This is a genomic window from Streptomyces uncialis (assembly GCF_001905345.1).
Lineage (GTDB): Bacteria > Actinomycetota > Actinomycetes > Streptomycetales > Streptomycetaceae > Streptomyces > Streptomyces uncialis.
The window spans coordinates 1,099,319-1,121,094 of sequence record NZ_LFBV01000001.1 but is presented as its reverse complement, the minus strand read 5'-3'; the positions used below and the strand labels follow the sequence as shown (position 1 = coordinate 1,121,094).

General features: G+C 71.4%; 15 protein-coding genes and 1 tRNA gene. 9 read left to right on the top strand and 7 right to left on the bottom strand.

Features of this window, described 5'->3' with window-relative positions; genetic code table 11:
• Positions 1 to 281 precede the first annotated feature (281 nt).
• The 5 genes from AB852_RS04825 to AB852_RS04805 all read right to left on the bottom strand — a co-directional run bounded on the left by AB852_RS04825 (position 282) and on the right by AB852_RS04805 (position 9,939).
• Positions 282 to 2,861 (bottom strand): ABC transporter permease, encoded by a 2,580-nt coding sequence (locus tag AB852_RS04825; RefSeq protein ID WP_073783829.1) that lies wholly within the window; start codon positions 2,859 to 2,861, stop codon positions 282 to 284.
• Entirely contained in the window at positions 2,858 to 3,646 is a 789-nt protein-coding gene (locus AB852_RS04820) for an ABC transporter ATP-binding protein (RefSeq protein WP_073783827.1), read from the bottom strand. Before AB852_RS04820 ends, AB852_RS04825 begins: the two co-directional genes overlap by 4 nt.
• Before the next feature lie 988 nt (positions 3,647 to 4,634).
• Positions 4,635 to 5,525 carry a hypothetical protein gene (locus AB852_RS04815; protein ID WP_073783824.1) on the bottom strand — a complete coding sequence of 297 codons (891 nt, stop codon included), beginning with the start codon at positions 5,523 to 5,525 and terminating at the stop codon, positions 4,635 to 4,637.
• A gap of 309 nt (positions 5,526 to 5,834) precedes the next feature.
• Positions 5,835 to 8,927, bottom strand: a complete 3,093-nt coding sequence (locus AB852_RS04810) for an SUKH-4 family immunity protein (RefSeq protein ID WP_073783822.1) — start codon at positions 8,925 to 8,927, stop codon at positions 5,835 to 5,837.
• Positions 8,928 to 8,934: 7 nt separating this feature from the next.
• Complete coding sequence (locus AB852_RS04805) at positions 8,935 to 9,939, bottom strand: HNH endonuclease (RefSeq protein ID WP_073783820.1); 1,005 nt, start codon at positions 9,937 to 9,939, stop codon at positions 8,935 to 8,937.
• Between the two features lie 286 nt (positions 9,940 to 10,225).
• Here AB852_RS04805 and AB852_RS04800 point away from each other — a divergent pair, with 286 nt between their 5' ends.
• Both AB852_RS04800 and AB852_RS04795 read left to right on the top strand, forming a co-directional pair.
• Entirely contained in the window at positions 10,226 to 10,741 is a 516-nt protein-coding gene (locus AB852_RS04800) for a YwqJ-related putative deaminase (protein ID WP_073783818.1), read from the top strand.
• A gap of 213 nt (positions 10,742 to 10,954) precedes the next feature.
• A complete protein-coding gene (locus AB852_RS04795; RefSeq protein WP_073783816.1) occupies positions 10,955 to 11,476 on the top strand; it encodes an SUKH-3 domain-containing protein in 522 nt (173 codons plus the stop codon).
• A 170-nt stretch (positions 11,477 to 11,646) separates the two neighbouring features.
• On the opposite strand, the gene AB852_RS04790 is transcribed toward AB852_RS04795, so the two are convergent.
• Positions 11,647 to 12,972: a sensor histidine kinase gene (locus tag AB852_RS04790; protein WP_073785425.1), complete on the bottom strand. Its 1,326-nt coding sequence runs from the start codon at positions 12,970 to 12,972 to the stop codon at positions 11,647 to 11,649.
• A gap of 166 nt (positions 12,973 to 13,138) precedes the next feature.
• Between AB852_RS04790 and AB852_RS04785 the strand changes: the two genes are divergently transcribed.
• From AB852_RS04785 to AB852_RS04755, 7 genes are all read left to right on the top strand, one after another.
• Entirely contained in the window at positions 13,139 to 13,855 is a 717-nt protein-coding gene (locus tag AB852_RS04785; protein ID WP_073783814.1) for a hypothetical protein, read from the top strand.
• A gap of 11 nt (positions 13,856 to 13,866) precedes the next feature.
• Positions 13,867 to 13,937 (top strand) — tRNA-Gln (locus AB852_RS04780).
• 112 nt (positions 13,938 to 14,049) lie between these two features.
• Positions 14,050 to 15,498, top strand: a complete 1,449-nt coding sequence (gene glmU, locus AB852_RS04775) for a bifunctional UDP-N-acetylglucosamine diphosphorylase/glucosamine-1-phosphate N-acetyltransferase GlmU (RefSeq protein ID WP_073783812.1) — start codon at positions 14,050 to 14,052, stop codon at positions 15,496 to 15,498.
• Positions 15,499 to 15,637: 139 nt separating this feature from the next.
• A complete protein-coding gene (locus tag AB852_RS04770) occupies positions 15,638 to 16,615 on the top strand; it encodes a ribose-phosphate diphosphokinase (protein WP_073783810.1) in 978 nt (325 codons plus the stop codon).
• A gap of 210 nt (positions 16,616 to 16,825) precedes the next feature.
• Complete coding sequence (locus tag AB852_RS04765; protein WP_073783808.1) at positions 16,826 to 17,416, top strand: 50S ribosomal protein L25/general stress protein Ctc; 591 nt, start codon at positions 16,826 to 16,828, stop codon at positions 17,414 to 17,416.
• Between the two features lie 164 nt (positions 17,417 to 17,580).
• Positions 17,581 to 18,177: an aminoacyl-tRNA hydrolase gene (gene pth / locus AB852_RS04760; protein WP_073783806.1), complete on the top strand. Its 597-nt coding sequence runs from the start codon at positions 17,581 to 17,583 to the stop codon at positions 18,175 to 18,177.
• A gap of 92 nt (positions 18,178 to 18,269) precedes the next feature.
• Positions 18,270 to 18,785 carry a hypothetical protein gene (locus AB852_RS04755; protein WP_073783804.1) on the top strand — a complete coding sequence of 172 codons (516 nt, stop codon included), beginning with the start codon at positions 18,270 to 18,272 and terminating at the stop codon, positions 18,783 to 18,785.
• A gap of 117 nt (positions 18,786 to 18,902) precedes the next feature.
• Here the strand turns inward: AB852_RS04755 and ppc are convergent, their stop codons facing one another.
• A complete protein-coding gene (gene ppc / locus AB852_RS04750) occupies positions 18,903 to 21,635 on the bottom strand; it encodes a phosphoenolpyruvate carboxylase (RefSeq protein WP_073783802.1) in 2,733 nt (910 codons plus the stop codon).
• Positions 21,636 to 21,776 lie beyond the last annotated feature (141 nt).

The following is a 21,776-nucleotide window of genomic DNA, read 5'->3' as shown; positions in this document are numbered from 1 at the left end:
CCCCTTCAGGGGCGCGGGGAACTGCGCGAAACGAGGACCGGGCCGCACCCGAAGAGCGACCGTAAGGGGCAGCATCCAGGGGCGCGGGGAACTGCGCACCCACGAACGACCTGTGCGGGGACATGTGCGCCCAGCCGGACAGACCTCAGAAGCGCGAGCGAAGGCGACCCGCACGGGGACAGGTACGTCCAGGTGGGGGACCCCAGGGGTGACGGGGGAAACGGGATCGCCCGGTACCGAGGTGTCTCGGTACCGGGCGCCCCCCGTTCGCCGCCGCGAGGTCAGTCCGTGGCGATCGCCGTGAGCACGTTCATCCGGCCCGCCCGGAACGCGGGCACCAGCGCCGCGAAGAGTCCCACGAACGCGGAACCGACGAAGACGGTGATGATCGTCGGCCAGGGGATCTCCAGCACCCCGAGACCCTCCAGCGCGAGCAGCTTCTGCGCGGTCGTGCCCCAGCCCATCCCCAGGCCCAGCCCGAGCAGCGCGCCGAACAGCGCGATGACGACCGACTCCAGCCTGATCATCCGGCGCAGCTGGCGGCGGGACAGCCCGATCGCCCGCATCAGACCTATCTCCCGGGTCCGCTCCACCACCGACAGCGCCAGGGTGTTCACCACACCGAGCACCGCGACGATGATCGCCAGCGCCAGCAGCCCGTACACGATGTTCAGGAGCTGACCGATCTGGTTCTGGAGCTCTTCCTTGTAGTCGGTCTGGTCCCGCACCGCGTACTGCGGGTACTCCTTCATGGCGTCCTTGAGCGCCGTGTACGCCGCTTCCTCCTTGCCGTCCTCGGCCTTGGCGAAGAGCATCGAGCTCTGCGGCATCCGCTCGGCCGGCAGGTAGCGCTCGACAGTGCTGATGTTGACGTAGCGGCTGTCCATGTCGACGGTCACATCGGCGGAGGTGATCGCGGCGACCTTCAGCTTCGCCGTGTCGCCGCCCTTGAACGCGACGCTCAGCGTGTCGCCGAGCTTCACCTTGTGCTTCTTCGCGTACTCGGTGTCCACCGACATCGCGTCCTTGCCGTACGCGGCGGCCAGGTCGCCCTCGACGGTCTCGCGGCGCAGGTCCTTCGCGTACGTCGGGTCGGCCGCGGACAGTTCCTTGCTCTCGGTCTTCCCGTCCGGCGTGGTGATCTTCGCGTCGACCAGCTTGTAGCGGGTGACGTGCGACAGGTCGGAGCTGCCCCGCATCGTCTTCTCGGCCTGCGGGACGATGCCCTGGCCGGTGTTCGACTGGACGATGAAGTCCGCGCCGACCGACTTGTCCAGCTCGTCCGTCGCGGAGGCGACCATGGAGGAGCCGACGACCGACAGACACGCCACCAGCGCGAGGCCGATCATCAGGGCCGCGCCGGTCGCTCCCGTACGCCGCGGATTGCGCAGCGCGTTACGCTCCGCCATCCGGCCCACCGGGCCGAACGCCCGCAGCACCACGACACTCAGCATCCGGACCAGACCGCCCGCGAGCAGCGGACCGATCACGACGAACCCGATGAGGGTGAGGACGACCCCGACCCCGAGGAACATCGAGCCGTCGCTCGCCTTGTCGGCGGTCGCCGTCATGTACAGCGCCACGGCGCCGCCACCGGTGAGCAGCAGACCGATCCCGCCCCGGATCAGACCGGCCTTGCCGTCGGCGGGGGTACCCGCGTCCCGCAGGGCGGCCATCGGGGACACCTTGCCCGCGCGGCGGGCCGGGAGGTACGCGGCGAGGACGGTGACGACGACACCGAGGACCATGCCGATCACGGGGGTCGCCGTCTTGACGGTGAGGTCCTCCGTGGACAGCTCCATCCCCATGGAGCCCATCAGCTCCATCAGGCCCACGGCCAGTCCGACACCCGCGCCGATGCCGAGCAGGGAGCCGACGATCCCCAGCAGGGTCGCCTCCAGCAGCACGGACCGGTTGATCTGCTTGCGGGACGAACCGATCGCCCGCATCAGGCCTATCTCCCGGGTGCGCTGGGCGACCAGCATGGAGAAGGTGTTGACGATGAGGAAGATGCCGACGAGCAGGGCGATCCCGGCGAAGCCGAGCATCGCGTACTTCATCACGTCGAGGAAGGAACCGACCTCCTCGCGGCCCGCGTCCGCGGACTCCTTCTGCGTCTGGATCTTGAAGGTGCCGGCGCCCAGGGCGTCGCCGACGTTCCGCTTGAGCTGGGCGTCGCTGACCCCGTCGGCGGCGGTCACACTGATCTGGGTGAACGCGTCCGTGCCGCCGAGGAGCCTGCGCTGAGCGGTCTCCGTGTCGAAGTAGACGATCGCCGCGCCCGGGTTGGTGACCTTGAAGGAGGCGATGCCGGAGATCTTCGCGGTGAAGTCGCCGGTGGCCGTGATGGTCCGCAGCTCCTCACCGAGCTCCAGCCCGTGCTTGTCGGCGGTGTCCGCGTCGACCATCACCTCGGTGGGCCCGCGGGGGGCGTTCCCGGAGCTGATCTCCATGGAACGCTCGTCGTTGCGCGTCCAGTTGCCCGCGATGGTGGGGGCGCCGGACGTGGGTCCGACGTTCTTGTCCTTCGCGTCGACCACCGTGACCCCGGTGGAGGCGATCGAGCCCTCGGCGTCCGCCGCGCCCCGCGCCTTCGCCGCCTCGCCCACGACCGACGCGGGCACCGTCTCCGGACGGCCGTTGGCGGGGGCATCCCCCGCGGCCCCGCCGGACGACTTGGCGGAGACCGTGACATCGGAGCCCGTCGCCGCGAACAGCTTGTCGAAGGTGGTGTTCATGGTGTCCGTGAACACCAGGGTGCCGCAGACGAACGCGACCGACAGCAGCACCGCCACCGCCGACAGCACCATCCGTCCCTTGTGCGCGGCGAAGTTGCGCAGGGACGTCTTGAGGACCGTCATGACGTGCGCCCCCGGGCGTCGAAGTCCTTCATCCGGTCCAGCACGGCCTCGGCGGTGGGCCGCAGCATCTCGTCCACGATGCGGCCGTCGGCGAGGTACAGCACGCGGTCCGCGTACGACGCGGCCACCGGGTCGTGGGTCACCATCACGATCGTCTGCCCCAGCTCGTCCACCGAGCGGCGCAGGAAGCCGAGGACCTCGGCACCGGCCCGGGAGTCGAGGTTCCCCGTCGGCTCGTCACCGAAGATGATCTCGGGGCGGGCGGCCAGGGCCCGCGCCACGGCGACCCGCTGCTGCTGACCGCCGGAGAGCTGCGTGGGCCGGTGCTTCAGCCGGCCCGCGAGACCGACCGTCTCCACGACACGGTCCAGCCAGGCGCGGTCCGGCTTGCGGCCCGCTATGTCCATGGGGAGCGTGATGTTCTCCAGGGCGTTCAGCGTCGGCAGCAGGTTGAACGACTGGAAGATGAAGCCGATCCGGTCCCTGCGCAGCTTGGTCAGCTTCTTGTCCTTGAGGCCGGTGATCTCGGTCTCGTCCAGATAGATCTGACCGCCCGACACCGTGTCCAGCCCGGCGAGGCAGTGCATGAGCGTGGACTTGCCGGACCCCGAGGGGCCCATGATCGCGGTGAACCGGCCCCGCGCGATGTCCACGTCGACGTGGTCCAGCGCGACGACCCGGGTCTCCCCCGAGCCGTACGCCTTCACCACCTGCCGAGCCCGAGCGGCTACGGCCGTACGCTCTCCAGTACCCCCGTGCCTGGGGATGGTCACAGCCGATGTCACGGTATGTCTCCTATATCGGTCAGCTTCAGGCGAAGGGTGTCCGCCGGGAACAGCAGGCAGGATCGGCGGACACCAGGTCTCGTTCTCGTACGGCGACCAGTCTCGGACCCGGAGGGTGTCCCGCGCCCTGGTGCGCAGCGCAGTCTTTCCCTGGGGAAAACCCCACCCCCGGCCCTGTGGCCCACAGGAAGGAACCGGCCGCCCGATCCGGCAGCCCGCCCCCTCACCGCATAAAGCCAATCTAAGGAACCACCCCGGGCGTTCACGTCCTCCGGTGGTACGAAGCCTCCCCGGTCCCCGATACCGAGGTACCCCTAGGGGTTCTCCGCCCCACGAGGGAGACATCTCAGGGTCGGCTCCACCCTTGTACGCAGCCGACCCTCCCCCCTCCCCCCACGGAAGGGTCAAGTCCGTCACCCGCAAGAACCACCGACACCGCCCGGATCCGGGGTCCCCGCACCCCTCAAAACCCACCCCCTCCCGCAGTCGCCCGGCTACGGGAGGGGGTGGGCGGGAATCTCTGCCCGCAGACTCCGATGCTCTTCAGTCCGACCACTGGACGTCGTACCGAGCGCGTTGGAGCGAGGACGGAGAATCCCGACCGGCCCCGCCCCGAAGAACCGGCCGGAAGCGCCCCAAAGGGGCGCGGGGAACTGCGCACCCCACGAACGACGGCACAGCAAACAAGCACGTCCCGCCGGACAGACCTCGGAGGCGCAAGCGAAGGCGACCCGCGGGGAACTGCGCGAGAACGAGAACAGACCCGCACCCGAAGAGCGACCCGAAGGGGCACCACCCAGGGGCGCGGGGAACTGCGCACGCCACGAACGACGGCACAGCAAACAAGCACGTCCCGCCGGACAGACCTCGAAAGCCCAAGCGAAGGCGACCCGCGGGGAACTGCGCACCCCACGAACGACGGCACAGGAACGAAGTGCGTCCCGCCGGACAGACCTGGGAAGCGCAAGCGAAGGCGACCCGCGACCCCCTACTCCTCCCCCGCCGCCCTACCGGTCAGCGCCGCCAGGCTGTTGCGCACATGCGCCATATGCGCACGGACCTCGTCCCACCGCTCCCCGTGCTCCCTGAGCACCCGCTCGGTCTCACGGGCGATCAGCTCCTCCCGCGAGGCCGCCCCGGCCAACGCCTCGGCCGCCTTGGCATCCGCGTCCTCCTGCCCGTGCCGCGCCGCCTCCTCGGCGCGCGCGTGCACACGCCGCGCCTCCTCCAGCCGCGCCTCGGCCGCGGACAGCAGCTCGGCACGTGCCGCGTCGGCAGCCGCCTCCTGCCCGGCGAGGGCCTGACCGGTCACCTCCCGGCGCTCCGCCAGCTCCCGCTCCTGCTCGGCGAGCAACGCGTCCGTCCGCTGCCGGGTGTCCGCCAGCGTCTCCTCCGCCGCGCCCCGCAGCTCCCGGGCCGCCCGCTCCGCGGCCTCCCGCGCCTGAGCCGCCCCGGCCCGCGCCGCGTCGAGCCGCTCCTCGGCCGCCGTGTCCGCCGCGTCCCGCACCGCACGCGCGTGCTCCGCCGCCGACGCGGCCAGCAGCCGGCCGGCCTCCTGCGCCTCCGCGACCGCCCGCGCCGCAGCGTCCCGGGCGGCCTCCGCCACCGCCGCGACCTCCTCCTCGGCCGTCGTCAGCAGGCCCGCCGCCCGCTCGCCCAGTGACACATAGGTCTGCGGGGGAAGCGCGGCCGCCTCCTCACGCAGCCGCGCGGCCCGCGCCGCCAGTTCCTCGGCCAGGGCCTCCAGCCGTGCCACGCGCTCCCATGCCTCGTCCCCCAGCCGGGACAACTCGGACACCTGCCGGTCGACCTGCTCGGGCCGGTAGCCACGGCCCCGCTGGGTGTCGAAGCCATGGGGCGACGCCGACGCACTGCTCACCTGTCATTCCTCTCCACGACATGGCCGGAACCGACCCGGAACGGATCAAACACCGACACTCCACCCCTCCACTCGCTCAAGGATGCGCCCGAACCCGTCAAAAGTCGGAATCGGGGTACCGCCCCCGCACACTCCCCCTACCTCCCCCTCTCCCTACCCGTCCCTACCCACCGGACCGCGCCCCCGCCCCGACACGGCGAAAGGCGCCCGGCCCCTGCCGGGCCGAGCGCCTTCCCACCGAACAAACCGAACAAGCCGGACGAACTAGACGAACTGAACGAACCGAACGGCCGACCCACGCCCGACGGGCTACAGCAGGCCGTCCCACATCTGTTCCAGCAGCACCGACCACCAGTTCTCCGGCGAACCCAGCGCCGCCCCGTCGAGCGCGGCGAGCTGCGCCTGGAAGTCCACCGTCCAGCGTCCCGCCTGCTCCTGGTTCAGCCCGTACCGCAGCCGCCACATCCGGCCCAGCAACGCCAGGCAGCGGACGAACTCCGGCAGCCCCGTGTTCACGAACTGCGGCGCGACGGACGTCCCGCCCGGCCCCGCCTCCACCGGGACCGCGACGATGTTCGCCGTCCCGTACTGGACACAGATCGCCTTGCCGAAGTCGCTGCCCATCACCAGGTACGAACCGGCGTCCGGCGCGGGCTGCACCCCGCGCTCCTGCGCGAGCTCCGCCAGCGTCGGCACCGGACGGCCCGGCTGGGCCTGCGCCCAGAAGAACGGCCCGAGGTCGACCGGCAGCCCCGCCCATACGAGCGTCACCGCGACCGCCTCCGGCACCCCCTGCCGGGACACCGCCCGCTGGTCGAACCGGAACACACCCGGCCCGAACACCGCCGCGAGCTCCTGCGCGACGGCCTCCGGCCCCACCGGCGCCGCGGGCTGCACATGAGGCAGCGGCGCCCGTACCGGACCCGGCCGCGCGGGCCCGTCCGCGACCTGGTGCAACTCGCCCTGATGGGCCAGCAGTTGTCCCATGCCCTGCTGCCGCGACGCGTGGTCACGGCCGTACGGGGCGATGCTGGTGATACGGGCCTGCGGCCAGCTCTCGCGGATCATCCGCGCGCAGTACGCGCCCGGCAGCTCGCACGACTCCAGCTCCGTGTGCAGCTCAAGCACCTGCTGCGGCGGCACGTTCATCGCCCGCAGCTCGTGCAGGATCTGCCACTCCGGATGCGGGGTACCCGGCGCCGAACGCCGGATCACCTGCTGCTCGGAGCCGTCCGCCGCCCGGAACCGCAGCACCGCCTGGTACCCGGGCCCGACCGTCGGCTGACCCGCGCCCCGCGGATACCCGTACCCGCCCCCCGGCGCACCGGGCGCCGGCGGCGGCATCCCGGGACCGGACCCACCCGGAACACCCGGCCCGCCGGGCGCACCATGGCCGCCCGGTCCACCAGGACCACCAGGACCACCGGCGACGCCGTGGGCGCCCGGAACGCCAGGGGCGCCGGGCGGAGGCGGCGGCGCCCCGGGACCCGGCACCGCCGGACCCGCGAGCATCGTCGCCGCGAGATGCACCCCGCCCCCCGGCCCGCCGGGAGCACCCGGCGCGGCAGGCGGCGGAGGAGTCCCCGGCACACCGGGCGGACCCGGAGGAGCCGGGTGCCCCGGCTGACCGGGCTGACCCGGCTGACCGGGCTGACCGGGCTGGTTCGACTGACCGGGCTGGTTCGGCTGGTTCGGCGCGCCGGGGCCCTCCGGCCCCAGTGACGAGATGAGCTGGGTCGGTACGTAACCGCCCGCCGGGGTCCCCGGAGCACCCGGCCCCGACGACGGCGGCGCGGGCGGCGCGGCAGGAGGCGGCGTCCCCGGCCGCGCACCCGGGACACCGGGCGGCGGCGGAGGCGGAGGCGGCACGGACGCACCCGTACCCGCCCGCGCACCACGCGACGGACGACGTGCCTTGCTCGTGGCCGCCTCCGCGATGTCCCGCGCGCCCTGCGAGGAATCAGCGGCACCCGGTCCCCCGGACCCGCCCGTGCCACCCGGAGGAACGGCGCCGTGCGGCGCGCCACCCGGACCGGCGACGCCCTGACCGGCACCACCCGGCCCCGGACCCGCGTACGGCGGCGGGGTGCCCGTACCGGCGGCACCCTGCGGATGCCCGTACCCGGAAGCCCCCTGCTGCGGCGTACCGAACGGCGGGCCCTGCGGCGGCGTACCGAACGGCGCACCATGCGGCGGGGTCCCATGCGGCGGAGGCAGCGGAACACCCCCCGCACCACCCGACGACCCCTGCGCGGGACCCGACGGCCCCTGCGCGGGCGGATAGCCACCCGGCGGCGGGGTCGACGGCACACCCGGCGGAGGCGTGGCCGGTACCGGCGGGGACGGGCTCATCGTCTGCGTCACCGCCGTCGGCGGCAGCCCGCTGCCGCCCGACATCAGCGCCGTCGGCGCGTCCGGCAGGACCAACGGCGGCTTCTCGTCCGCCACCGGCGCCGCGAACACCGTCTCGGGCAGCGGCACCGAACCGTCCGCACCGCGCCCGGCCGTGTCCGTCCCCGCCCATGGCGTCGGGTCGCCCGTCACGGGTTCCCGCGCCGTCGGCTCCCGGACCTCGTCGGACGCGGCACCGGGCCACGCACCCGCCGGGTCCCCCGTACCCCCGCCGGGCCCGGCGGTCGTCCTCGGCGACAGCACCGGCCCCGGCAACGTCTCCGCGGGACCCTCGGCACCCCCCTGAGCGGGCACACCCGGAACACCAGGCGCACCAGGCACAACCTGGGGACCAGCGGCAGCCGAACTGCCCGGCACAGCCGGAACACCCGACCCGCTCGACGAGCCATCCGGCGATGCCCCGGACGCCGCGGCACCACCCGGCACCCCGGCACCGGCACCACCGGCCGCACCAGCGGAACCGCCCCCGGACACACCCGCACCCGAACCCGCGTCCACCGCACGCCCGGCACCCGACGCACCCGAGTCACCCGAACCGGAGGCACCCGACGCACCGGAACCCGACGTGCCCCGGCCGGACGAACCGGAACCCGACGTTCCGTCCCCCCGGCGGTCCGGGATCCCCAGCTTGTCCGCCGCCTCCTGCAACCACTCCGGAGGACTCAGCAGGAACGATGTCTGATGCAGATCGATCCGCTCCGGAACCGACGACACCGGCTCCACCGCCGCCTGCGCCCCGTACTCCTCCTCGAACCGGCGGATCACCTCACCCACCGGCAGCCCCGGCCACAGCGTGACCTCACCGCCGTCCCGGGCGATCACCAACCGCTGGGCGCCACCGTCCGAACGCGGCCCCTCCGCACGGTCCTCCGCCCACACCACGAAACCCAGGGCGAACTCCCGCACCCGCACCTCCCGGTGCTGGTACGCCGGGACCTCGGCGTTCACCCACTCCTCGCCACGCTCCTGCGCCTGCGCGAACGTCACCATCGAGAACTCACTCCCCCGCCGCCGGGCCCACGCCCTGGCCGCCCACCGGGACCGACCGCGCGAACCCGCCGTCCACCATCAGATTCGCCACCGTCTCCAACTCCGGCGGACTCCCCGCCAACCGCGACAGGAACCCGTCGAAGTCGTCACCGCACGGCAGCAGCAACCGCCGCACCCGCTCCTCCACCGACCAGCCGTCCCGGTCCCGGGCATCGTCGTACGGGCAGAACCACACCGAACCCGGCGCCTCGCCCCGCACCTTCACCGCCAGCAGACCACCCTGCACGAAACCGACCCCGAGGAAGTCCTTCGTCAGGTGATCCCGCAGACACTTGTTCACATACGCGAGATCATTGACCGCCGCCTCGTCACGCACCGTGAAGAACGGCTGGTCCACCAGCAGCCCCAGCTCCGCGTCCAGCGCCGCCCCCACCGGAGCGCACCCGCCCGCGGCCTTCAGGAACGAACGGTACGAACCCGGCAACCGGTACCCCAGGTCCTCCTCCACCGCGAGCACCTGCGACTCCGACACCGCCGCCGCGCCCCGCGGCAGCGCGAAATGCGCCGGACGCGTCTCCTGCAACGGCCGCGTGCCGCGCTTGCCCTGATCCACCGGCGCCGTCGCCAGCCCGCCGTGATGCCGGAGCAACGCCTTCACCTCGACCGGCACCAGCTCCAGCCGCCGCGTCCCCGGCACGTGATGCCACGTCCACCCGTGCGGTGTCGCCACCGGCGCCACCGACTCCCACAACGGATGACCCTCCGCCGCGAGCACCGCGTTCGCCGACACGTAGTCCGTCAACCGCAACTCGTCGACGCCGAAACCCTCGGGCGGTTCCGCGATCTCCGCCGCCGCCCGCGCGAACGCCGAGAAATCCGGGAAACCGCTCTCGTCCACCCGCACCCCCCGAGGATGCCGCGCAGCCCGGACCGGGTCCGGGAAATGCACGACCTGCCCGGCGTACGCCGCGTTCGGCGGCGCGGTCTGCTGCCCGAGCCGACCTGTCGTCATGGCGGTTGCCCCCCTGCGGCACTGGGATGGATCGATACGTGATCATGTACGTGATCGATGCGGACGGAACTCGGTCGGCAACAGCCTATGCCGAACCGCAACACCGGTCACCGACCCGTCGATCCGGTGACCTCCAGTCACAACGACGTGACCCAAAGACGAACGACACGCGTGTCACACCACCGCGACTTCCGCACCGGTAGCCCCGTTTGGCAGGCTGACACCGCACGCGGGGGCGGCGACGACCAAGCCGGCACCCTCCCGCGGGGAGGGAAACCGCATCACGATGAGCACCACACCCAGCACATCCACCACACCCACCGACCCCGGTGGCGACCCCCGCGTAGGCTGGAGCACCGACCACACCCCCCACACACCCACCCTCGCGCACCGCCGCGACGGCATCCTCCCCACCGTCGCCGCCGCACTCTCCGTCCGCGGCGCCACCCTCACCGGCACCGCCGCCCGCGGCGACCGGCCCCCCGCCCTGCACCCCCTCGTACAGGACTATCTCGACACCCTCACGAGCGAACGCCGGGACCGGTACACCGGACGCTGCGCCGAGACGCTGCTCATCTCGCGCCACCTCACCACCGCCGACGGCGAACGCTCCAAACGCGCCCGCCGCAGACCCATGACCAACGGCGAAGGGCGCAAAGCCCTCAAGAACGCCAAACTCACCACCCGCCGCATCCGCGAGGACGACGACCCCCTCCACGGCACCTTCGCCCACCCCTGCCGCGCCTGCACCGCCCTCACCGCCCACTTCGGCGTACGCGTCGTCGACCCCACCACCGGATGACCCGCCACCGGACGCACGGGCAGCCGGCCCACCCGCCACCGGCCCGCCCCTGGGCATGAACCGGACGACCCCGAACGGAGCGGAACACCCGCGCGCGCGAGCGCACACCCGTACCCGCCCCCGCCCCCGTACCCGCAGGCCCTGACCCGCCACCCGCACCCACGCACCCGCACCCGCACGCCCCCGCACCAAGGCACCCGCCGGAGACACCAGATGCACCCCGACCGGACCTCCACCACCCGCTTCCCCGTCCCCGTCGATGTCGCCCTGCGCGCGGCGGGATGGGAACCCGGACGCTGGGACATCAAACAAGCCGAATACTGGGCCGACACCCTCCGCGCCCACACCTCACCCGGCGGACACCAGCACGCCGTCTTCCCCGCCGCCGTCGAGGCCTGGGCCGAGTTCGGCGGCCTCCACCTCACCCCCGGACCCATGCCCCCCGGACCCGGCCGCCCCGTCGCCCCCACCGCCGCACGCCTCGACCCCCTGCACGGCCTCCACCTCGCCCGCACCCTCGCCGACCTCGGCCGCGCCCTCGGCACCCAGGTCAGCCCGCTCGGCGAGGAACTCACCGCCGGAACCCCCGACGACCACCAGGCCCTGCTCGCCATCGACACCGAAGGACGCGTCTACGGACTCGACCACACCGGCGACTGGTACCTCGGCGCCACCATCGACGCCGCCCTCGCCACCCTCGTCACCGGCACCCACCCCCCACGCCTCAGCACCTGACACCCCCACCGGCACCGGCACCGGCACCGGGCACCGGGCACCGGGCACCGGCAGCAGGGGGGACACGAGCGGCCCCACGGACACCAAAGGCGGCACAGGCGACACCGCCCGCACCGCCCACGCCGCGCCCCGCACCCGGCAGGCCGCCCGTCGCACCCCTCAAGCGCCCGTCACACCCCGCAAGGGATGACCGCCGACACCCGGAAACCCCCCGCGTCCGTCGGACCCGACACGAACACACCGCCCAGCGCGCCCACCCGCTCCCGCATCCCCACCAGACCGTTCCCGCCACTCGGCAACCCGGCCCCCACACCGTCCACCGCCACCGGCGCCTCGTTCTCCACCTGCATCGCGATCTCGGCGCCCCGGTGCGCCAACCGCACATACGTCTTCGCGCCCGCCGCGTGCTTGTGCACGTTCGTCAACGCCTCCTGCACCACCCGGTACGCCGTCTGCTCCACCTCTGCCGCATACCGCCGCAAATCCCCCTCTACCGACAGCACCACCGACATCCCCGCCACCCGCGACTGCCCCACCAACTCGTCCAGATCCGCCAACGACGGACCCTCCGAAACCTGACCCGCCGCCCGCGAAGCGGCGGCAGCCGCCGCCACCCCCACCGACGCCAACGGCACCGAACCACCCGAACCCGCGCCCACCGCCACCGGCTTCACCCCGTCGGCCGTCCGCAGCACACCCAGCATCTCCCGCAGCTCACTCAACGCCTGGCGCCCCATGTCCCCCACCAGAGCCGCGTTGCGCACCGCCTTCTCCGGGTCCTTCCGCGCCACCGCCTGCAACGCCGCCGCGTGCACCACCATCAGACTCACCCGGTGCGCCACCACATCGTGCATCTCCCGCGCGATCCGCGTCCGCTCCTCGCTCCGCGCCCACTCCGCACGCTCCTCCGCACGCTCCGCGAGCAGCATCAGCTCCCGCTCCAGCGAATCCGCGCGCTCCCGCAGACTCTCCATCAGCCGCCGCCGCGCCCCCACATACAGCCCCAGCAGCACCGGCGGAGCCGTCAGCCCCAACGACATCGTCACGGCCACGAACGGCACCAGACCGTCACCCAGCGTCGACGCCCCCGACGCCACGTCCTGCGTGGTCCGCACATACGAGACGATCAGCACGCCCAGCAACGACATCGACGCCAGCCCCGCGATGATCCGCCGCGGCAGCTCCGACGCCGCCAGCGAGTACAGACCCACCACGCTCAGCAGGAAACCCATCTCCGCCGGCGTCACCGCGATCGCCACCAGCACCACCGCGACCGGCCACCGCCGCCGCACCAGCAGCACCGTCCCCGCCGCACCCCCCAGCAGCAGCCCCAGCGCCTCCGGCAGACCCACCCCCCGCGCGAAATCCGCCCCCCGCTCCGCACACTCCGTCGCCGACGCCGCCGCGAGCGTCGCGTCCAGCACGGCACTACGCCGCCGCGCCCACCACCACGGCCCGGTCAAGGCCGTGTGCTGGTCTTCCCCCGTCGTGGTCATGTCCCCCAGCGTACGGGCGCGCGGCACCGCGTTTCCGGGGAGTTTTCCGCGCCCGACTCCTCACAGCACGTAACGAAAAGGAAGGGGTCATCGACCACATCACTCGAACTGGTGAACCAGTCGAGAACCGGTCCCGGACGTCCGCATTCCGGACGATCGTGGAGCCATGACCCACCCCCACGCCAAACCCACCGTGCGCGCACGCGCCCGCGAACTGCGCCGCCAGGGCCTCACATACGACGAGATCCAGTCGGAGCTGAAGTGCTCCAAGAGCTCGATATCCCTCTGGGTGAGCGACCTGCCGAAGCCGGTACGGCGCCCCGCCGACCCGGCACTGGCGTCCGCCGCCGCGAAGCGCCGCTGGGAGCCGACCATGCGGCTGCGCGAAGCCGAACGACAACGGACCCGGAGCGCGGCCACGGCGGAGATCGGCGCGCTCACCGATCAGCAGCTGCTCATCGCCGGCGTCTGTCTGTACTGGGCGGAGGGCACGAAGAGCAAGCCGTACCGCCCCCAGGCGCGGGTCACCTTCATGAACAGCGACCCGACGATGATCGAGGTGTTCACCGCCTGGCTGCGGCACGTCGGGGTGGAACCCGGGCGGGTCAGGTTCTCCTTGTACATCCACGAGTCCGCCGACATCCCCACCGCCGAGAGGTTCTGGGCCGACCTGGTCGGCATCACCGTCGAGGAGCTCGGCAAGACGACGCTCAAGAGGCACAAGCCCACGACCGACCGGAAGAACACCGAGGACGGCTATCGCGGCTGTCTGCGCGTCGACGTCAGGAACGGGGCTGACCTATACCGTCGCATCGAAGGCTGGTGGTGCGGCATAGTGTTGGCTGCGCGTTCGACCGACACCGATCACGGAACTCGGACATAGCGCGCAGACTATCCCGGATCGTCTAAAGGTAGGACAAACGGTTTTGGTCCGTTGAATGAGGGTTCGAGTCCTTCTCCGGGAGCTGCGAAGTTCGGGTCCTGACCGCATGGTCGGGACCCGTCCCCATTTCTGGTGACCTACGCCCCGGTATCCTGCGGTGGTCCAACCCACGCACCGAAGCCGAAGGGCATACCGTGAGCACCATTCGCCCGGCCGCCGTCGTCGTACTCGCAGCGGGTGAGGGCACCCGTATGAGGTCGGCCACACCCAAGGTCCTGCACGACATCTGCGGCCGTTCCCTGGTCGGCCATGTGCTGGCCGCCTCCCGCGAGCTGGAGCCGGAGCGGCTGGTGGTCGTGGTGGGTCACGCGCGGGAGCAGGTGACGGAGCACCTCGCGGCGATCGACCCGCAGACGCGTACGGCCGTGCAGCACGAGCAGAACGGCACGGGGCACGCGGTCCGGATGGGCCTGGAGGAGCTGGGCGGGGCCGTCGGGGGCACGGTGATCGTGGTCTGTGGTGACACCCCGCTGCTGACCGGGCAGACGCTGCGGGAGCTGGCGGACGCGCACGCGGCCGAGGGCAACGCGGTGACGGTGCTGACGGCCGTGGTGCCGGACGCGACGGGTTACGGGCGGATCGTGCGGGACGCGTCGACGGGCGCGGTGACAGCGATCGTGGAGCACAAGGACGCGTCGGAGGAGCAGCGGGCGGTCCGGGAGATCAATTCGGGGGTGTTCGCGTTCGACGGCGCGTTGCTGGCGGAGGCGCTGGGGCGGGTGCGGACGGACAACAGTCAGGGTGAGGAGTACCTGACGGATGTGCTGGGGATCCTGCGGGGCGCGGGGCATCGGGTGGGTGCGTCGGTGGCGGGGGATCACCGGGAGATCGCGGGGATCAACAACCGGGTGCAGTTGGCGCAGGCGCGTCGGATCCTGAACGACCGGTTGCTGGAGCGGGCGATGCTGGCGGGGGTGACGGTGATGGATCCGTTGTCGACGTGGGTGGATGTGTCGGTGTCGTTCGGGCGGGACGCGGTGGTGCATCCGGGGACGCAGTTGCTGGGTGCGTCGTCGGTGGGTGAGGGTGCCGAGGTGGGTCCGAACGCGCGGCTGACGGACACGGAGGTCGGCGCGGGGGCGCGGGTGGACAATTCGGTGGCCGTGGGCGCTGTGGTGGGTGCGGGGGCTTCGGTGGGGCCGTTCGCGTATCTGCGGCCGGGTTCGGTGCTGGGTCCGCGGTCGAAGGCGGGTACGTATGTGGAGTTGAAGAACGCGTCGTTGGGTGAGGGGACGAAGGTGCCCCATTTGTCGTATGTGGGTGATGCGACGATCGGTGACTTCACGAACATCGGTGCGGCGAGCGTGTTCGTGAACTACGACGGGCGGGACAAACACCACACGACTGTGGGGTCCCATTGCCGTACGGGTTCGGACAACATGTTTGTGGCGCCTGTCACGGTCGGGGACGGGGCTTATACGGCCGCGGGGTCGGTGATCACGAAGGATGTGCCGCCCGGTTCACTGGCGGTGGCCCGTGGCCAGCAGCGGAATATCGAGGGTTGGGTGGCGCGGAAGCGTCCGGGGAGCGCGGCGGCGAAGGCCGCGGAGTCGGCTGCCCGGGAGGCCGGTGGCGAAAGCTGACCGGAAACGGGTGCGTCCGACACGGCGTACCGTGATAGGTGCACTCATTCCGCTGGATTGGGTCATTGATTCGGCTGACTCGTCGCTGAGGGACGCTGACGGGTGCGGCAGCCGCGAAACACGTCGAGGAGACTGTGCTGTGACCGGGATCAAGACGACCGGCGAGAAGAAATTGATGCTCTTCTCCGGCCGCGCTCACCCTGAGTTGGCGGAGCAGGTCGCTCATCAGCTGGGGGTCGGGATCGTTCCGACGAAGGCTTTTGATTTTGCCAATGGTGAGATCTATGTGCGGTATCAGGAGTCGGCGCGTGGTGCGGACGCGTTCCTGATCCAGAGCCACACGGCTCCGATCAACAAGTGGGTCATGGAGCAGTTGATCATGATCGACGCGTTGAAGCGGGCGTCGGCGCGGAGCATCACCGTGATCGTGCCGTTCTACGGGTATGCGCGGCAGGACAAGAAGCACCGCGGGCGGGAGCCGATCTCGGCGCGGCTGATCGCGGATCTGATGAAGACGGCGGGTGCGGACCGCATTCTGGCGGTGGATCTGCACACGGATCAGATCCAGGGGTTCTTCGACGGTCCGGTGGATCATCTGTTCGCGCTGCCGATCCTGGCGGACTACGTGGGTGCGAAGGTGGACCGGTCGAAGCTGACCGTGGTGTCGCCGGACGCGGGCCGGGTGCGGGTGGCGGATCGCTGGTGCGACCGGTTGGGCGCGCCGCTGGCGATCGTGCACAAGCGTCGTGACAAGGACGTGGCGAATCAGATCACCGTGCACGAGGTCGTCGGTGATGTGAAGGGCCGGGTGTGTGTCCTGGTCGACGACATGATCGACACGGGTGGCACGATCTGTGCGGCGGCGGACGCGTTGTACGCGCATGGCGCGGAGGACGTGATCGTGACGGCGACGCATGGTGTGCTGTCGGGTCCGGCGGCGGACCGGTTGAAGAATTCGAAGGTGAGCGAGTTCGTGCTGACGGACACGCTGCCGACGCCGAACGAGCTGGAGCTGGACAAGATCACGGTGCTGTCGATCGCGCCGACGATCGCGCGTGCGGTGCGTGAGGTGTTCCAGGACGGTTCGGTGACGAGCCTGTTCGACGAGCAGTCGTAGTCGTCGTGCCCGGTGGGGTGGCCGTGGTGGTGGCCGTCCCCGGGTGATCCTTTTGGAGTGCGGCCTTCCCGCCGAGTAAGCTGGTGAAGTTGCTCGGCGAGGGAGGCCGCATTCTTGTGCGGCGGTCCGTTATCGACGCGCTCTTTCGTAGCAGGCCAGTCGTGTGGCCGGGTGACGGCCGTTTGTCTGTTTCTTCTACGAGGAGTGCTGATGTCCGAGGTCAAGCTTGTCGCCGAGACCCGTTCCGAGTTCGGCAAGGGTGCCGCCCGCCGTATCCGCCGTGAGGACAAGGTCCCCGGTGTGCTGTACGGGCACGGTACGGACCCGGTTCACGTGACGCTGCCGGGCCATGAGCTGCTGCTGGCGCTGCGTACGCCGAACGTCCTGATCTCGCTGGACGTGGACGGCGCGACCGAGCTGGCGATCCCGAAGGCTGTTCAGCGTGACGCGGTGCGCGGTCACCTGGAGCACGTGGACCTGCTGCTGGTGAAGCGCGGCGAGAAGGTCAACGTCGAGGTCATGGTGCTGACCGAGGGTGACCTGGCCCCGGGCAACTTCCTGCTGGAGCACGTGCTGAACACGCTGCCCGTGCTGGCCGAGGCGACGCACATCCCCGAGTCGTTCACCGTGTCGGTGGCGGGTCTTGAGGCGGGCGCGTCGATCCTGGCGAAGGATGTCACCCTGCCGGCCGGTGTGACGCTGGACGTCGAGGACGACGCCGTGGTCATCCAGGTGCTGTCCGCGCAGGCGGAAGAGGCTCCGGCCGAGGGCTCCGGCGACGAGGCCGCTTCCGAGGCGTGAGTCCGGTCCTCGTGGTGGGCGGTGTGTCCGTCCGTCGCGGTTTCTGACAGCCGCCGCCCTGCCGGGCGGCGGCTGTTTTGTCGTTGCCGGTCGTTGCCGACTGCTGTCGGTCGTCGTCGGTCGTTGTCGTGAGTGGTTCCCGGTGAGGGTGGAGGTTCGGCGGTATGTCGGCTGATGTGGGTGCGCCGTGGCTGGTGGTGGGGCTGGGGAATCCCGGGCCGGGGTATGCGATGAACCGGCACAACGTGGGGTTCATGGTGGCGGATCTGCTGGCGGCGCGGATCGGGGGGAGTTTCAAGCGGTCGGCGAAGGGCCAGGCGCAGGTGCTGGAGGGGCGGGTGGGTCCGCCGGGTCCGGGGAGCCGCCGGGTGGTGCTGGCGAAGCCGATGTCGTTCATGAATGTGTCGGGGGGTCCGGTGACGGCGCTGCGGGACTTCTACAAGGTGCCGACGGCGAACATCGTGGCGGTCCATGACGAGCTGGACATCGACTACGGGGTGCTGCGGCTGAAGCTGGGCGGCGGGGACAACGGGCACAACGGGCTGAAGTCGATGACGAAGGCGATGGGCCCGGACTATCACCGGGTGCGGTTCGGGATCGGGCGTCCGCCGGGGCGTATGCAGGTGGCGGATTTCGTGCTGAAGGACTTCTCGTCGGTGGAGCGCAAGGAGCTGGACTTCTTCGTGGACCGGGCGGCGGACGCGGTGGAGTGTCTGCTGGCGGAGGGGCTGGAGCGGGCGCAGGGCACGTACAACGGGTGAGGGTGGTGCTCGTCACAGGGCGCTCGTACATCTTGTGACATGTCGCTGGGATCGGTTGACCGGGTGTGGGGCGATGGCCAAGGATCGCGGCCATGTCTGCGCGCGCCCCCTCGGGTCACAGAAGTCCCTCCGGTTCCTCCCGCGGTTCCGGTCGTGCCGTGCTGACGTGGCTGGGGCGGGCGGCGATGGGGCTGGTGGCGCTGGTGCTGCTGGTGGCCGGGGTGTGGGGGTCGTGGGGGTCGGCGCAGCATGTGCTGTTCACGAAGGGTCGTGAGCGGGGCGAGATGACGGTGTCGCGGTGTGGTGGTGAGGAGTGCGTGGGGGCGTTCACGCCGTTGTCGCCGGGGGCGCGGGCGCGGGAGCGGGTGGTGCTGGACCAGTCGGTGGGGGCGGGTGCCGGGGACCGGTTGGCGGTGGTGGTGAAGCCGGACACGGACGAGGTGGTCCGGGCGGGGATGCCGGGGCTGGTGCGGTCGTGGGTGCCGCTGGGTGGTGCGTTGTTGCTGGCGGCGGTGGTGCTGGCGGGGGGTGTGCGGTTGTGGCGTACGGCATGGGCGACGGCCGCCGCGGGGTTGTTGTTGCTGGCGGCGGCCGTCGTCACGGTGTAGGGGATGCGGGGCGGGTGCCGGCCGTGAGGGCCGGCACCCGCCTTTGGTTTCGGCCGGTGTGAGGCCGGCACCCGCTCGGGGTTCCGGCCGGGTGGTGGCCGGCACCCGTCCCGGTGGTCAGCCGGTGTTGCGCAGTCCGGCGGCGACGCCGTTGACGGTGAGCAGGAGGGCTCGGGCGAGCAGGGGGTCCGGGTCCTCCCCGCGTTCGGCGGCGGCGCGCTGGCGGGCGAGGAGGGAGACCTGGAGGTAGGAGATGGGGTCGAGGTAGGCGTCGCGGATGGCGAAGGTCTGCTGGAGCACGGGGTGGGTGTCGAGGAGGCGTTCGCCGCCGGTGATGGTCATGACCTCACGGCAGGTGAGGGCGTGTTCGGCCTCGATGGCGGTGAAGACGTGCTTGAGGTGGTCGGGGACGAGGGTGTCGACGTAGTGGCGGGCGATCCGCAGGTCGGTCTTGGCGAGGGTCATCTCGACGTTGGACACGAAGTTGCGGAAGAAGTGCCAGTGTTCGTGCATCTCGGCGAGGACGGTGTCGAGTCCCGCTTCGCGCAGGGCCTTGAGTCCTGAGCCGACGCCGTACCAGCCGGGGACGATCTGGCGGGACTGGGTCCAGCCGAAGACCCAGGGGATGGCGCGCAGTCCGTCGAGTCCGGCGCCGGAGTCGGGGCGGCGGGACGGGCGGGAGCCGAGGTGGAGGTCGGCGAGCTGGTCGACGGGGGTGGCGGCGAAGAAGTACGACGGGAGGTCGGGGTCCTCGACGAGGGCGCGGTAGGCACCGTGGGCGGCGTCGGAGACGACGTCCATGGCGGCGTCCCAGCGGGCGAGGGATTCGGAGGACTGGCGGGGCGCGGTGTGCAGGGCGGATGCCTGGAGGGTCGCGGCGACGGTCAGTTCGAGGTTCTCGCGGGCGAGGGAGGGGACGAGGTACTTGTCGGAGATGACCTCGCCCTGTTCGGTGACCTTGATCTCGCCTTCGAGGGTGCCCCAGGGCTGGGACAGGATCGCGTCGTGGGAGGGGCCGCCGCCGCGGCCGACGGTGCCGCCGCGGCCGTGGAAGAGGCGCAGCCGGACACCGTAGCGGTGGGCGACGTCGCGCAGCCGTCGCTGGGCGCGGTGGATCTCCCACTGGCTGGTGGTGATGCCGCCGAACTTGGAGGAGTCGGAGTAGCCGAGCATGACCTCCTGGACGTCGCCGCGCAGGGCGACGAGGCGGCGGTAGGAGGGGTCGGCGAGCATGCCGTCGAGGATGATGTCGGCGGCGCGGAGTTCGTCGGTGGTCTCCAGCAGGGGGACGATGCCGATCTTGGCCCAGCCCGCGTGGAGGTCGAGGAGTCCGGCCTCCCGGGCGAGGACGGTCGCGGCGAACACGTCGTCGGCGCCCTGGCACATGGAGATGATGTAGGACTCGATGACCTCGGGTCCGAAGACCTCCAGGGCGCGCCTGACGGTTTCGAAGACGCCGAGGGTCTTGTGTCCGGCGGCGTCGAGGGGCGCGGGGGTGGGGGCCAGCGGGCGCCGGGAGCGGAGTTCCTTGGCGAGGAGCTTGGTGCGGTACTCGCGGGGCATGTCGGCGTAGCGCCAGGATTCCTCGCCGAGCCGGTCGAAGAGCTGGCCGAGGGCGTGGTGGTGGGCGTCGGCGTGTTCGCGGACGTCCATGGTGGCGAGTTGCAGGCCGAAGGCGGCGAGGGTGCGGATGGTGCGGTTCATCCGGCCGTCGGCGATGAGGGCGCCGCGGTGTTCGCGCAGCGAGGTCTGGACGAGGGTGAGGTCGCGCAGGAGTTCGGCGGTGCCGAGGTAGTCGCGGCCGTTCTCGTGGGGGGTGCCCGCGGCGAGGCGGGTCTTGGTGTTCTCCAGCTTCTGGCGGATGCAGGTGGCCTTGAGCCGGTAGGGCTCCTCGGCGTTGAGCCGCTTGTAGCGGGGGCTGATCTCGGGGAGGCGTTCGAGGTCGGCCTGGAGGGAGGTGAGGAGTTCCTCGGTGGCTCCGGTGTAGCGGATGGAGTTGGAGAGGAAGCCGCGGAGTTCGTCGACGAGGTCGAGGGCGTCGTTGATGCCGTGTTCGTGCTGGAGGATCAGGACGTCCCAGGTGACCTGGGGGGTGACGTTGGGGTTGCCGTCGCGGTCGCCGCCGATCCAGGTGCCGAAGGTGAGGGGGCGGCTGTCGTCGGGGAGCCTGACGCCGACCCGTTCGAGTTCGGCGGTGAGGTCCTCCAGGACATCGCCGACGGCTCCGGCGTGGAGTTCGTCGAGGTAGTAGATGGCGTTGCGGGCCTCGTCGGCGGGTTCGGGGCGCACGACGCGGAGTTCGTCGGTCTGCCAGACGAGGTCGATGTTCTCGGCGAGGCGGGTGTCGTGGCGGCGGCGGTCCGCCTCGATGACGGGGGTTTCGAGCAGGGTGGCGATCCGGCGGAGCTTGTTGAGGACGCTGCGCCGGGCGGCCTCGGTGGGGTGGGCGGTGAAGACCGGCCGGACGTTGAGGTTCTTGACGGTGTCGCGGAGGTGGTCGGGGTCGGCGTCCTTGAGGCGGTCGGCGGTGCGGGCGAGGAGGCTGCCCTCGGCGGCGCGCCTGGCGCGCAGTTCGCGGCCGCGGTGGACCTGCTCGGTGACGTTCGCGAGGTGGAAGTAGGTGGAGAAGGCGCGGACGAGCTTCGCCGCGGTCTCCAGTTCCGTGCCGCCGAGGAGGGCGGCGGCTGCTTCGCCGTCCTCGCGGGTGAGGCTGCGGACGCGTTCGACGAGTTCGAGGAGCTCGGGACCCTCCTGGCGGACCAGGGTCTCGCCGAGGAGGTCACCCAGTCGGCGGATGTCGGCGCGCAGTTCGGCGCTCGTGGTCGTGGTGCGGTCGTCGGCACTGCTCACAGGTGCGGCTCCTTGCAGTGTTGAGGCGCTTCTGGAGGGGAACCCGGGGGTAGGTGCGGCTGCTGGCGCCGCTCGGGGGCCCGGGGCGAACACAGAGCGGACGACGCTGTCCGACCGTGTCCAGGATAGGTGTCCGGGTGG